The 14,408-nt window shown below is 43.2% G+C and carries 12 protein-coding genes; 8 read left to right on the forward strand and 4 right to left on the reverse strand.

The window, feature by feature from the left end; all coding sequences use genetic code 11:
• Positions 1-148 precede the first annotated feature (148 nt).
• Complete coding sequence (locus A6049_RS16830; protein WP_063565776.1) at positions 149-892, reverse strand: GntR family transcriptional regulator; 744 nt, start codon at positions 890-892, stop codon at positions 149-151.
• A 256-nt stretch (positions 893-1,148) separates the two neighbouring features.
• Here A6049_RS16830 and A6049_RS16835 point away from each other — a divergent pair, with 256 nt between their 5' ends.
• On the forward strand, positions 1,149-3,272 hold the full coding sequence (locus A6049_RS16835; protein WP_063565777.1) for a 5'-nucleotidase C-terminal domain-containing protein: 2,124 nt from the start codon (positions 1,149-1,151) through the stop codon (positions 3,270-3,272).
• A 193-nt stretch (positions 3,273-3,465) separates the two neighbouring features.
• Complete coding sequence (locus A6049_RS16840) at positions 3,466-3,804, forward strand: hypothetical protein (protein ID WP_063565778.1); 339 nt, start codon at positions 3,466-3,468, stop codon at positions 3,802-3,804.
• 91 nt (positions 3,805-3,895) lie between these two features.
• Here the strand turns inward: A6049_RS16840 and A6049_RS16845 are convergent, their stop codons facing one another.
• A complete protein-coding gene (locus A6049_RS16845) occupies positions 3,896-4,618 on the reverse strand; it encodes a YheC/YheD family protein (protein ID WP_063565779.1) in 723 nt (240 codons plus the stop codon).
• A gap of 225 nt (positions 4,619-4,843) precedes the next feature.
• Here A6049_RS16845 and A6049_RS16850 point away from each other — a divergent pair, with 225 nt between their 5' ends.
• From A6049_RS16850 to A6049_RS16870, 5 genes are all read left to right on the forward strand, one after another.
• The gene (locus A6049_RS16850; RefSeq protein ID WP_063565780.1) at positions 4,844-5,377 is read left to right on the forward strand and encodes a YceI family protein; all 534 of its coding nucleotides are present in this window, start codon (positions 4,844-4,846) and stop codon (positions 5,375-5,377) included.
• A gap of 232 nt (positions 5,378-5,609) precedes the next feature.
• Positions 5,610-6,707, forward strand: a complete 1,098-nt coding sequence (locus A6049_RS16855; protein WP_063565781.1) for a bifunctional glycosyltransferase family 2/GtrA family protein — start codon at positions 5,610-5,612, stop codon at positions 6,705-6,707.
• Positions 6,707-8,998, forward strand: a complete 2,292-nt coding sequence (locus A6049_RS16860; protein ID WP_063565782.1) for a glycosyltransferase family 2 protein — start codon at positions 6,707-6,709, stop codon at positions 8,996-8,998. Before A6049_RS16855 ends, A6049_RS16860 begins: the two co-directional genes overlap by 1 nt.
• An 11-nt stretch (positions 8,999-9,009) precedes the next feature.
• Entirely contained in the window at positions 9,010-10,863 is a 1,854-nt protein-coding gene (locus A6049_RS16865; protein ID WP_063565783.1) for a hypothetical protein, read from the forward strand.
• A 132-nt stretch (positions 10,864-10,995) separates the two neighbouring features.
• The gene (locus A6049_RS16870) at positions 10,996-11,496 is read left to right on the forward strand and encodes a GNAT family N-acetyltransferase (protein ID WP_063565784.1); all 501 of its coding nucleotides are present in this window, start codon (positions 10,996-10,998) and stop codon (positions 11,494-11,496) included.
• Between the two features lie 103 nt (positions 11,497-11,599).
• Here A6049_RS16870 and A6049_RS16875 read toward each other — a convergent pair whose 3' ends face one another.
• Together A6049_RS16875 and A6049_RS16880 are read right to left on the reverse strand one after the other, a co-directional pair.
• On the reverse strand, positions 11,600-12,361 hold the full coding sequence (locus A6049_RS16875; RefSeq protein ID WP_063565785.1) for an SDR family oxidoreductase: 762 nt from the start codon (positions 12,359-12,361) through the stop codon (positions 11,600-11,602).
• A gap of 16 nt (positions 12,362-12,377) precedes the next feature.
• A complete protein-coding gene (locus A6049_RS16880) occupies positions 12,378-12,764 on the reverse strand; it encodes a MerR family transcriptional regulator (RefSeq protein WP_063565786.1) in 387 nt (128 codons plus the stop codon).
• A gap of 240 nt (positions 12,765-13,004) precedes the next feature.
• Here A6049_RS16880 and A6049_RS16885 point away from each other — a divergent pair, with 240 nt between their 5' ends.
• On the forward strand, positions 13,005-14,144 hold the full coding sequence (locus A6049_RS16885; protein WP_063565787.1) for a 5-methyltetrahydropteroyltriglutamate--homocysteine S-methyltransferase: 1,140 nt from the start codon (positions 13,005-13,007) through the stop codon (positions 14,142-14,144).
• Positions 14,145-14,408 lie beyond the last annotated feature (264 nt).

The following is a 14,408-nucleotide window of genomic DNA, read 5'->3' on the forward strand; positions in this document are numbered from 1 at the left end:
AGGATAAAGTACCACACATCGCATTCTCTATCAACTAATTTTTTATGGAATAAATTCCCGCATTCTTTCCTGGTAGTCGATCTTGTATGCAAAAGGGCAGTGACCTCTCCTATATGGAGAAGTCACTGCCCTGCAATGATAATAAGTCCTATGGTTTCGAAGCATTAATTACAATCTGGCTAAATTCTTTAGGAATATAATATTTATTGTATACAATAGGGTACTGTTCATTTACATATAGACTTTCCAGCAGCAAATCGCACCCCTCGCCGGCATCCAGTTTATATTTTTGAGATGAGGCATTCATCACGGTGGAATGTCTGACCTCTACCGTTGCAGAGTTAGCCAGCTCATATACCTTGTTCTCAAGCATGTCCAGCAATTGTTCTTCATTCTGGAGATCCAGGTTCAATTCTGTTACGGCCTCAATGGCCATAAAGGTAAATCCGTAAGCCACCGCTTGTCCTTTACTCATATACCAACGTTCAATGGCTACTACAGCTGTGGCTTTTCTTTTCAGAACCTCTTTCGTGTAGTCACTCTCAAGGTCCAGTCTGAACTGGATGTCGACATGATCAATGTCCTCTGTATGGCACTTATAAATAGGATTTCCGATTTTCTCCAGCCCAACATTCCTCTGCACCATTCGAGTTCGGGTAACAAAGTTCCCTTTACCATGAATACTCGTCACCAGACCGTCATCTTGCAATAGAGCTAATGCTTGTCTCAACGTCATTCTGCTTACGTCGAACATTTTGGCAAGTTCAGGTTCAGCAGGCAATTGACTATTGGAGGGGAACACACCACTCATGATCTTTTTGAATAGTTCATCGTATACGGTAAGGTATAGCGGTTTTTTTTCTTTGGGTAGATGTCCCGGCTTTATTTCCATCGGTTCACACACCTATTCTCTTAATTCATCAGTTAGAGCATATTATAGCACACCTGTAATCGTTGAGTTTGGGCGAATCTTAGGTCTGAAATTTTGTTTAATCCGCTTCTTACGAAGTAGTAACAGATAAAACTACGTTTCTTCTCTATCAATCTTTAAAATTTTTACATCCATTTGATATATTCTATGACTTTTATGAATTGAACTATGGTAAAATATTTCAGGATATATAATTGGAGAGGGGTTTTGTTAATTCATGTATTGGAAAAAAGTTCTGGGCCAAAGCACAATTCGTGTAGCAACTGCTGCACTACTACTCACCCAACTATTGGGCGCAGCAGGTTCTGTCTCTGCCGCAGGCAAAGATGTAGAAGTACACTTGATTGGTATCAATGACTTCCACGGTCAGTTAGATACCACATCGATCGTTAGTGATAAAAAGGCAGGAACGGCTCCAATTCTAGCAACCTACTTAAAAGAAGCTCAAGCAAAATATGAGCATTCCCTACTCTTCCATAATGGAGACTCTGTGGGTGCATCTGCTCCAGTCTCATCTCTCGATCGTGACGAGCCTACCATGGAATGGATGAATATGATGGGCTTTGATGTAGCTTCTCTAGGCAATCATGAATTCGACCAAGGTGTCGCTGCTTTGAAGGCACAAATCTTTGGTGGCCTTGATCCAAAAGAAGGAAAAGTAACTCATGCTGGTGCAAAATTTGATTACGTCAATGCAAACGTCATTGAAACTGCCACTGGCAAAACATTGATTAAGCCGTATGTTATTAAAGAAGTAGGCGGAGTCAAAATCGGATTCATCGGATTAGTGACGAAATCCACACCTGCCAAAGTATCCCCATCTGGGACAGCTGGCGTTCGTTTCTTAAGCGCAGAAGAAGAAGTTGAAGCCGTTAATAAATATGCAAAAGAATTGCAAGATCAAGGTGTAGAAACGATCATCGTTTTGGCGCATGATCCAGCAACAACCAAAGAAGGCGTAACCACTGGAGAAGCGGCTGATTTAGCAAAAGCTTTGCCAGCAGATTCCCCTGTTGACGTTATCGTTGCAGGTGACAATCATGCCTTAGCTAACGGTGAAGTGAATGGAAAATTGATCGTTCAAGCGTATTCTTATGGTACGGCATTTGAAGATATTAAATTGATGATTGACCCTGCAACTGGGGATGTAACTGAGAAATCAGCTACAGTTACATCGACTTTCCAAGAGGGTGTAAAAGAAGACCCTGAATCTTTAGCTATTATTAAAAAATCATTAGACAAGCATCCTGAGCTGACTAAGCCAGTAGGTACAACGGATGGTTCTGTTACCCGTACAGATGCTTATAATAACGAAGCCGCTCTGGGCAACCTCATTGCAGATTCAATGCGTGAAGCAGACTTTGGGGATAAGGCAAGTGCTGCTGACTTTGCATTTATGAATCCAGGTGGTATTCGTGCGGATCTGCCAAAAGGCGATGTGACCTTTGCTGATCTTGCTAAAATCCAACCGTTTGGTAATACTCTAGTGAAACTGGAGTTGACTGGCGAACAAATTAAAACGTTGTTGCAGCAACAATGGGGTACCAACGCTGACGGTACACCAAACACCAAAACTCTACAGATCTCTGGCTTGAAATATACTGCAGATTTCAATAAACCAGTGGCGGAACGTGTTACTAGTCTTAGTCTTGAAGATGGCTCACCTATTGATCCTGCAAAAACATATACGGCTGTAGTTAACAACTTTATGGCTGCAGGTGGAGATAACTATAAAGTGCTAGTAGATGCTAAATCATCCTTGGCTGGTCCTATCGATCTGGATGTATTCTACCAGTACATTGTAGATACGTATAAAGGCGCTGACATTATGGCTAAAACGGAAGGACGTATCACGAATCTAGCTGCATCTAAAGAAGAAACAGAAACACCTGCAACAACAGAATTTATTTCCCGTGCTGAATTTGTTAGTGCTCTAGTAGACCTGTTGAAACTGAACGAAGTAGCTGCAGCACCTGCATTCAAGGATGTTGCTGCTAACGCTTCATATGCAGATGCAATCGCTGAAGCGACTCACGCTGGATTCATTCAAGGCTACGGTGGTAACTTCAATCCTGATCGTGATATCACTCGTGAAGAAGCAGCTACCATTCTTGCTAAATTGGTGAAAGATCAAGCTTCTGACAAAAATGCGGCTACGATCATTGCAGGTTTTGAAGATGGCAAAACCGTTTCTACCTATGCGGTGAAATCTATGGCAAAACTGATTGACAAAGGTATTCTTAGTGCAGCAGAGAAAAATCTGCTTCAACCTAAACAAGGTCTTTCTACTAACGATGCAAAAGCTTTAATTCAAAAAGCTGTTGCAGCAAAAGCTTCATAATTTAAAAAGAATCTATCATTCTTGAACCACCTGTGTAACAACACAGGTGGTTCTTTTTGTTTTGATGACAACCTTATAAGGCCCCTTTAGGCCACTGGACAAACGCACTTTTTGTTCCTTGTCCACATTTATACCTTACCAAAACAATTGAAATGCATTTAATAAAACTATCAATAATAAGGAGGTTTTAATAATGGGAAATAGAAGACCAGGAGGACCAAGAGGTGGTTATGACCCCGTTCAGATCTATAACTCTACTTCGTTTAATGCGTCTGGAAAAGTTGAATATGCATCCATCTTTTGTAGTGACGACAATTATAGTGTTCTGCGTGACGAGACTTGGAGAGCTTCCAGCCGTGGAGTCTGCTTGGTAACTAGAATCACCGCAACGGTTAGAACGCCAAGTGGGAATATTGAAGCCGAGCCGTATACTTCTTCCGGTACTTCTTACAGCCAGTTTGCCATTATACAGGTAGGGGTAAATAAATTCCAAGTGACACGTGTTACAAGTGCCACGAGACGCCTCAAGTAATAACTGAAGCGATCATGATCATCATAAGCATCAAAATTTAACCTAAAGAGACGACTGGCCGTAGAAAAAGGCTGGTCGTCTCTTTTTTGCTTTAATGTTTCTTGTACCATAATATTTTGCGATGCATTGAGGAATCTTTCAAAAGCCGGAAAGGCCGTAGGTCGGGTTTATAATTACCTTCGATGATCCAAATTCGATGTTTCCTGTCGATACCTATATCGAACCCGACTTGTCTAAGCGTAGGGTAATGCTCTCCCAGTCGTTTGGCAGAAGATAGTGCAATGTGTTCCGCTTTGACAAGCAAGCTCGGATCTTCGATTCGAGCTAATTTGAGAGCCTCCAGCACTGGAATGGTGCGGCTAGTCACATTCGTGACTAGATATCCCTGCGCCGCAACTTTAGCGTAGTAGCCGGTAACGTTCCAATTGGCTGAAGAGCCTTTTTTGCGCTGAACAATGATTCGAATGTCGAACGGCTTGTGCCCAATTTGGGCAAGATACAGACGTTTTTGGACAATGTATCCATCACTTTTGTTTCTTTTGTGGAGCCATTGGAATACCTTATTGGTGTCTCTCATGATGACCACATTATTTTCATTTTGAATACGATAGGATTTCCCACCGTTACGTTTGATAAAAATGATATCCCTTCCATAACTTCCGTTGCGAGGTTTCAGTACGACGCTTTGATATTGAAGCAGCATTTTCGTTAAAGTGTCCTTTTTAAGTAACTGTGTTTCAGGTAACCGTCCGGCGAGAGAGGACGCATTGTGGAGAATGCGATACTGCAGCCATTTATCTCTTTTGATTAACATTGGAATCACAGCCTTTTTCCAGACTTCTACGGTAATTCTAATTCAAATTAGTGATCAGCATAAGCGGCCATTCGTCTATATTTATGAGAAAAGCTAGAACGCAAAAAGGCTACTGACATCACGTTGTCAGTAGCCTTTTTGTATATTAAGAGCATGCGAATAGCGCAGTGCTTTGGAGATAGGGTGACCTTTCTCATCATATGATTATAGAGGTGGAATTTATTTATGAGCAATGTCAAATGGGAAGTCGATCCGGATCACAGCTCTGTTGAGTTTTCGGTGAGGCATTTAATGATTAATAAAATCAAAGGTGTATTCGAGCAGTTCGAAGCGGTTTTAAGTTTTGACCCCAACGATGTAACAACTATGGGTATTCAGGCTTCCATCGACACAAATAGTATCACAACTCGCCAGCGGCAACGAGATGAACACCTGAGGAGCGATGAATTCTTTCATACTGCCAAGTATCCAGCGATTACGTTTCAAAGTACCAACTGCGTTCTTACTGGCGAACGGCAATATGAACTTGCAGGCAATTTAACGCTGCATGGCATAACAAAACCTATCACTTTTCATACCGTTTTTGAAGGGTTTAATAAAGACCCTCGAGGCCGGGAACGTGTGGGATTTCATTCGACTGCCAGTATCGATCGTAATGAATTTGGCTTGAGCTTCAACTCTCCTCTGGAAACGGGTGGAATTGTCGTCGGAAATGAAGTAAGCATCGAGCTTTATATCGAAGCAATTCGAATAGAATAGCATTGTTACATGATATCTGAACATGCACTCGCCATAATTATGGCGAGTTTTTCGTTGTGTATACCACAGTCCTATTTCTAGTATTTTTTGCCTATACATTAATGCGAATGTGTATACAACTTTTTTACCAAAATATATACAAGTTGTTCGTTTACTGTATAGTCTTTCGATGTTATACTCTCAGTATTCAAAAAGAATTTGTGAAAATATGTCGAATTGAGGCTTAACTAGGATGATTATAGATAAAAGTGAAGACGGCAAAACGATCATCCTTATTCCATCGCTTGAGCCAGATGAGAGACTTCTAGCCTATGTACGGCAATTGCGAGAATATGGCTTGACCCATATTGTCATTGTAGACGACGGATCTGGTGAGGCGTATCAGTCGATTTTCGAAGAGCTGAGTGAGGACGGGTGTGTCTTGCTTCGGCATGCGGAAAATCTAGGAAAGGGTGCTGCACTTAAAACCGGATTTAAGTATATCGGACAGCAGTTCGATGCATCTTCGTTCGTCGTCACTGCGGATTCAGATGGGCAGCATGCAGCAGAGGATGTATACAGACTTGCGAAAGAAGCCAGGCAGCATCCTGATGCATTGGTTCTCGGGGTAAGGAACTTCAGCGAGGGAGGCATACCGCCGAAATCTTTGCTGGGCAATCGGATGACGTCCTTTATTTTTGCTATGCTTTACGGTAAAAAGCTGTCAGATACCCAGACCGGACTGCGAGCTTTTGGCCCCGGACTACTTGCTTTCATGCAAGATGTTCGCGGTATCCGGTTTGAATATGAGCTGCAGATGCTCATCTCGTGTATTCAGTCCGGTATCCCGATTCATACCATGCCGATTCAAGTCATCTATGAGAATGGAAATGCAGGGACACATTTTAAAGCGATTCAGGACAGCGCTCGGGTGATGGGTGTGCTGTTCTCCAACTTCCTGCGGTTTATTTCCTCTTCCGTTGCGAGTTCTGTCGTTGATTTGGGAATTGCATGGTTTTTGATCGACTTTTTGCGGCCTATATTGGGTCAGCAGGATTATCTAAGAATTCTGCTCGCAACCGTGATTGCGAGAATTATTTCTATTGTCGTCAACTATGCACTGAATAGGCACTTTGTATTCCGTAAAGAGGATAGTCAGGGCAGTCTATGGCGCTATTTGACGTTGTGCGGATTCGTGATTGTGCTTTCCAGTACGGGGGTATATTTGTTCCATACGGTTTTCTTCGTGGATGAGAAAATCGCGAAATTTGTCTGTGATGCCTTGCTGTTCCTGCTCAGTTTTCAATTGCAGCGAAGATGGGTATTTGCAGCAAGGAGGAAGCAGCTGTAGTGCAAAACGAAAAAAGGCAACATATTTTCTTTGTCATCACCATGATATTGATGTCGATTTATTTGCTATGGCGGATGTTCTTTACACTGCCATGGGGCGAAGGCGTTCTGAACGTCATCTTCGGCATGCTCTTAATTGTGGCTGAGACGGTAACCGTACTGACCACCTTTGAATTGTTTTTTCAAAAGATGCAAAAGGAACGTACGCAGCTCGACTTTCCCATCGTCCCTCCCGATTTTTATCCTCATGTGGATGTGTTCATTGCCACCCATAACGAGCCGGTTGATCTTTTGTATAAAACCGTCAATGCTTGTACGTTCATGGATTACCCTGACAAGCAGAAGGTTCACATCTATCTGTGTGACGATGGAGCACGACCTGAGGTGGAGGAGCTTGCGAAGCAGTTTGGCGTAGGATATCTGGGTTTTCCCGGCAACAAGCATGCCAAATCAGGTAACCTGAATAATGCCCTTAGCAAAACTACTTCTCCACTCATTGCAACCTTTGATGCAGATATGATCCCGCAACACACCTTTTTGATGAAAACCGTCCCGTATTTCCTGCTCTCCACGTTTATAGAAGAGAACGGGAGATGGCGGCTTCGCCGTGAGGATGAAATAGATAAAAAGTTCAAGCTGGGGTTGGTACAGACCCCTCAAAGCTTCTATAATCCCGATCTGTTCCAGTTTAACTTGTATGCAGAGCAAGGAATTCCGAATGAACAGGATTTCTTCTCCAGAGAAGTGAACATCCTGCGTAATGCCTCTAATGCAGTAGCCTATACCGGAAGTAATACGATCATTTCCCGGCAAGGCATGGAAGACATCGGAGGTTTTCCGCTGAATACAATCACCGAGGACTTTGAGACAAGCATCCGCCTACAGCAAGAAGGCTATATTACCTATGCGACTCAAGAGGTTCAAGCTGCCGGGCAGACGACAACAACTGTTCCGAGCATGATCAAGCAGCGAATTCGTTGGGCAAGGGGGATTATTCAGAGCCTGCAGAATACGCGTGCTCCTATATCCGAGAAGCTTCCTTTCTGGACGAGGGTAACCTATTTAAGCAGTTTCTTATACTGGTGGTCCTTCTTTAACCGGTTGATTTTTATTTTGGCACCCATTTTGTTTGCACTATTCGATTTTAAGATTGTAAACACAACCTTCTGGCAAATCTTAATATTCTGGCTTCCGTCCTATTTCTTCTACAGTATATCGATGCGTTATCTGTCGAGCAATATTCGGAATCAGCGCTGGAGTCAGGTTATTGATACGATATTTATGCCTTATCTGATATGGCCGGTTCTCCTTGAAACGCTGGGCATCCGCGAGAAAAAATTCAAGGTTACGAATAAAAGCAGAGCGAACGGTCGGAAATGGATGTCTGCTCTGTTATATGCACTTCCGCATATCTTCCTGCTTTTGCTTTCGATTGCGGCTGTGATTCGGTATGTTAACGGTAAATATGGTATCGCACTGTTCTTCAGCAGTATCATTATTTTCTGGCTCATTCATAATATGATTGCGCTGTGTTATGCCCTGTTCTTCATGATCGGCCGTCGTGCATATCGGGAGACAGAGCGGATTCGGGCGCAGGAGGATGTCATGATCCACGATCAGGACACGAATGTGCGCTATGAGGCCAAGACAGTAGATGTATCTGAACAAGGTATTGCCTTTTATGTCCCCTATCCCATTTATCTACCTGAACAGAAGACGATCTCTCTGGTCGTAAAATCCGAGCGGTATGAGGCCAATCTTCAAGCGGTCATCGTTTATGTGAAACAGGATGGAGAAGGCTGGCGTTATTCCGCGACGGTTCAGCCGATTGATGAGACGGATAACCGTCAATACATGCAAATTATCTATGACCGTAAACACTCGTTGCCAGAGCAGATGAATCTGTGGGATACGGCTTACGACGATATGCTTCGCAATGTAAAAAAACGTATTGTTCAACCTAGATCGGATCAACGAAAAATGCCGAGGCTTTCCCTTCAGCTTCCAGTTCATTTCACCAATCATGCTGAATGTACGCTGCGCAGCTTTAATTATCGTTTCTTTTCCGCCACGGGTCTCCATGGTGATATTGCGGCAGGAGCGATTGTTACTTTTTATACGAAGAGTAATATTGAAGTCATCTTGCTGCACACAGGGAAAACAACAGCCAATCGTCGCGAAGTACTTCTCTCGGTGGAGAATATTGATGATATCGTGGAGCGCGGTTTGATTGATCAATTGCTGAGTGATTTGACCCATCCACATGCCGAGCGTTTCACCAGAGAGGGTTAGGAGAGATAGATATGCTGTATTTGCTTCAATTTGTGATGGGAGTTTTATTGATATTCTCCTTTATGGGTTACATGCAGTTTGTTCGAAAGGCACTATCTATACGTTGGGAGTTCATCCCTGTATTTGTGTTTTCCTCCATAGCATGTATTGTCTTTCTTAGCGGTTTGGTAGGGCAGCTCTACATTGGCAGCCTTGTCCTTCTTCTCGTCGGATTACTATTGTATGGAGGAATGGTGTTTCTCGGAATGCGCCGAGGAGCATCCTTTCGCATTTCTTTTTCCTTATTCCAGTTTTCTTTCCTGGCAGGGACGTTCATTTTCTTACTGGTACTCTTCCAAAATCAATTGACGCACTACGATAATTTTTCCCACTGGGCGATTGTCTTGAAGCAGATGCTCAGTACAGATGCTTTTCCGACACCGGATTCGAACCTAATTGATTTTAAGAATTATCCGCTAGGGACCTCGTCGTTTATTTATTACGTCTGTCGATTTATGGGGCATGACCAGTCCGTGATGCTCTTGGCACAAGGTTTGCTGATCTTTTCCTGTTTTTACGCTATGTTTGGCATCGTTTCTGAGAAGAAACGTTTTCTGCTGTATGCGTTTCTTGGACTCGGGTTATCTACACTGTCTTTCTTCAACCTTACGATTCGGATTACCAACCTGCTCGTGGATTTCTTGCTTCCTATCTATGCGCTCGCCATCCTGGCGGTTATATACCAATATCGTCATGATATCAAACGAGCATGCATAATCATGCTCCCGCTTGCAGGTGTGCTGACAGTCATTAAAAGCACAGGCATTATTTTCGCAGCCATCGGCCTGATCTTCCTGGTGTATACATGGCTAAAACACAGACAAAAGTTCAGTTGGAAAACTGCGCTGGCTGTTATCGGCACCATCTGCGGTTCACTGATTCCATACTTCGGCTGGAGCTGGCGGATGGCAACGGTGTTTCAGGGCGTCGATAACAAATTCGATGTGGCCACTTCCGGAATTCAATCCGGCAAAACGGCGGAGCAGATGCATGAGATTCTGTGGCTGTTCTTAAAATCGAGTACGGATATTACGACACGGCCGGTCATCGGTATTGTCATTTTCCAACTTGTAGCGATTGCCGCTTCGGTATTTGCCTATGTAGTACTCAATAAGAAGTGGAACTTGTGGAAAGCACTGATCGCACTGGATGTTGTATTGTTGCTGTATTATGCAGGCATTCTGGCGATGTATCTCTTCTCCATGCCGATGGATGAGGCGATCGTGCTGGCAGGCTTCGAGCGTTATGCCTCGAGTATTGTGGTGCTGTTCGCCGGTGGGCTGGTGCTATGCGCTGCAATCGACCTGGAGCGTTCATTCCACTATCGGATTGGTGAAGTGCCTGATTATCAAGCCTTCAAGACGGTCGAGACGAAGGGGCACTATCAAAAAGGAATCATCGGCTGTATGGCGATTGCGGCGACCATCCTTTTATCGGAATACAACGGGATCGTCTCGATTGCCAAAACCTACGATACAACGCTCCCTTATAAAATCCATGCGGTTACCGGCGATCGCTGGTATAAAGGTGGTCAGGAGGACAACAACAGATATCTGTTCTACGCCTCGGATAGGGATCAGCAGGTCACGAATTATTACATGCAGTATGTCGGGAAGTATTTCTTGTATGCTCCGCATGTGGACGGGATTGTGTTGTTCTATGAGGATAATATGGACAACCTCCTGAGCGGATACGATTATCTGGTCGTCGTGGAGACGGATCGTAACTCAAAGTGGTTGCTGAAAAAGCACTATGGCATTGACATGAAGGAAGGTATCTACAAGATTACCCGTTCCGGAGAACAGATCATTCTTACGCTGACTTAGATCATTAGAGAGGATTCTGATTCGGTCAAAATTCCTGGTATAATGTAAATAGCCTGGAAATGAAGGGACTGAACTATGCGCAGATATCAATATCTTAAACCTAACTATTAAATCCTAATGGAGGTAAAAGTATTGATTACAGAGTTACACACAGAACGTTTACAATTGAGAAAAATGAAGGTGTCGGATTCTTCGAGCTTGTTCACCGTTTGGTCTGATCCCGAGGTTACTAAATTTATGAATGTTAGTTGTTTTACTGACGTAGAGCAAGCGAAAGAAATGATCAAACTTCTGGATGATCTCTCTCAAGATCGTAAGGCTATTCGTTTCTCCATAATTAAAAAAGAGTCCAACGAAATTATAGGTTCTTGCGGTTATAATTCTTTGGATTTTGACAATTTAAAAGCAGAAATTGGATATGATATTGCTAAATCATCGTGGGGAAGAGGATATGCTTCAGAGGCGGTCTCTACTTTGGTAGATCATGCATTCTCATCTTTAAAACTGAACCGAGTCGAAGCAAAGGTTGATCCCGAAAATGTGAATTCGATAAAGCTCTTACAAAAGCTCCGTTTCACATTAGAAGGAACATTTAACGATCTCCATATGTATTCAAGGATAGTAGATACATGAGTTTTATATAAAATTTAAAGAGGCCGTTCCGTAGTTGGAGTGGCCTCTTTGTTTTGTTAATATACAGCGAAACGGGTGATTCACATGGTGTCTCGTAGGTGAGTTATTCAATTAGACTTTTCGTTGCGTTATACATCTGTTGGGCGTATTCATCAACTTCATCTCGGGACATGCGTAAGCGGGCAACAGAGGTACCGTATCCAATTTCTTTATGACCTTCTTGTAATCCTTCGAAAATTCCATCTGCAAAGGCATCCAATGGTTCTCCATGTGTGTGCAGGCCCGCTCCACCCAGATCTGTACTTACTGCCGGAGGAGCAACTTCAATGACCTCTACAGACGTATCCGAAAGCTGGTGTCTCAGGCTGATTGTAAAGGAGTGAAGTGCGGCTTTGGTTGCTGAATATATCGGAGCAATGGCAAACGGTGTGAAGGCTAATCCAGAGGTAACGTTAATAATTGTGGCTTCTTCTTTGGTTGCAAGGTAAGGAGCGAACAGCATGGACAGATGAAAAGGAGCCTCAATATTCGTTGTAATTTCTTTGGCAAAATAACTCCAATCGTTCTTCGCATCCGCTGTCAGCATATTAAACCGTTGTTGGATACCGGCATTGTTTAATAACACATTCACTTCTGGATAGTTTACGGTTACCCAATCTAACAACGCTACACGCTCGGATTCAATATTCAGATCATTCACATACGTAACAAGGCCCGGGTGTGTTTCTTTCGCATGTTGAAGTACAGCTTCACGTCGTCCAGTAACAATGACTGTATTTCCAGCTCTTAAGAAGCGTTCTGCAAATGCTAACCCGATCCCAGAGCTTCCGCCGGTAATGAGTACTGTATTTCCCGAAAGTTTCATTATAGTATCTCTCCTCTTAGGTATCTTTTTCTTCGTTTCTTTCCTGTATTTGACGGGTGTAACGTGTAATTTTAAAATCAATGCCCTTCAGGGATTCCTGCATCAACGAAATTTCATCCAGCACAGCTTGCTTGTGATTTTGCATCATTTCAAGCCTTGCTTCAAGCGTACAGTTCCCTTGGATGATCCAGTCCATATATTGCTTAATCTGACTAATGGGCATATGCGTGTTTTTTAAACAAACAAGGGTTTCCAGTAAAGCCATCTGAACTTCTGAAAATAATCTCCTGCCAGCATCATCACGCTCCATCATGGGTAGAAGTCCTTTTTTCTCATAAAAACGTAACGTTGAATCTGGAATATTCAATTGGGCTGAAGCTTCGCTAATGGAAAAATACTTCATGTTGGAGACCTCCAAATAGGTGTTAACTCTGTCAACAGGAATAGCATACGACTTAAACTATGGTTTAAGTCAATAAGGTAAATAAATTTTCTTTTGGATAGGAGATACCTCACGGGTAAAGGAAAGTTGGACTCAGCTATAGCTTATAACTATAACCTGCTATAGCTCTTTCATAGATCAGTAAATCCGATCGGACATGTTATATTTAATCTTATAATTAATTTACGGGGAGATTAAACGATGAGCATTCAAACAGAACCTAAACAGCGGACCGTTACTCCATTTCGATATGATATTGTAGGCAGTTTCTTGCGCCCAAGCGCGTTGAAAGAGGCAAGAGCGAAATACCAAAACGGTGAAATTACTTCTGGGCAACTAGAGGAAGTAGAAAACGCTGAAATTGTGAAGCTCGTGCAAAAACAAAAAGAAGTTGGCCTTCAAGCTGTAACGGACGGAGAATTCCGTCGCTCTTGGTGGCATCTGGACTTCTTCTGGGGACTTGACGGTGTTGACCGGACCATCATTGATCAAGGCTATGAGTTTAACGGTGCCAAATCCAGACCCGAAACAGCACGTCTGACGGGCAAAGTAAGTTTCAGCACTCATCCGTTCGTTTCACATTATGCATTCTTAAAAGGTGTTGCTGGCGATGACGTCGTTGCGCGTCAATCCATTCCTGCTGCTGCACAGTTCCTGTTTGAATTGGACCGGGCAGAAAATAAAGAAAGTACGCAAGCCATTTACCCGAACCGGGAAGAGCTTCTTTCGGATATTGCCAAAGCGTACAAAGAGGCGATCTTGGCCTTGTATGAAGCGGGCTGCCGAAGCGTTCAAATTGACGATTGCACGTGGGGCGCATTGTGCGATCAGCAGTTCATGGCATTCATGGAGCAGATTGGCGTAAATGTAGCCGATTATGCGAACGAACTTGCGAAGTTGAACGAGGAAGTTGTATCCGGTTTGCCGGAGGACCTCGTCGTAACGACACATGTATGCCGTGGGAATTACGTATCAACATATGCTGGTGTCGGTGGAGGTTATGAGCCGATTGCGCAAACGCTCTTGAACATTGATAACTACTCCGGCTACTATCTGGAGTTTGATACCGAGCGGGCAGGCGATTTCAAGCCACTTCGTTTCCTGAAAGATAACCAACAGGTCGTGCTTGGTTTGTTCTCTTCCAAATTTGGTGAGCTTGAAAGCAAGGAAGATATTCTGAAGCGTATCGAAGAAGCGAAGCAATATGTGGATCTGGACCGGATTTGCCTGAGCCCGCAATGCGGATTCGCTTCCACGGAAGAAGGCAACCATCTGACAGAAGAGCAGCAATGGCAGAAGCTTGCTTTTATCAAAGAAATTGCTGAAGAGCTCTGGAAATAGTTCATAAGCTAAAAGCATATTTTTACCCAAGAGCAGCCGTACGGACAGTGATCCGTACGGCTACTTGGCATTCTAGGCCTTGCATTAGTTTGACTAATGTTGGGTTTATGTTGTTGGGAATCATTTATTTCAAATTTTCATATTGTATAGCTAGTTAAATGAGATACAATGCTATTATAGATAAGGGCATCCAGTGGGATGCCTTTAAATATAGGAATGAAAAGAGCTACATACATACCGAGGTGTCGACATTAATTTAAAGTG

Origin of the sequence: Paenibacillus sp. O199, assembly GCF_001636635.1 — a bacterium.
Classification (GTDB): domain Bacteria; phylum Bacillota; class Bacilli; order Paenibacillales; family Paenibacillaceae; genus Paenibacillus; species Paenibacillus marchantiae.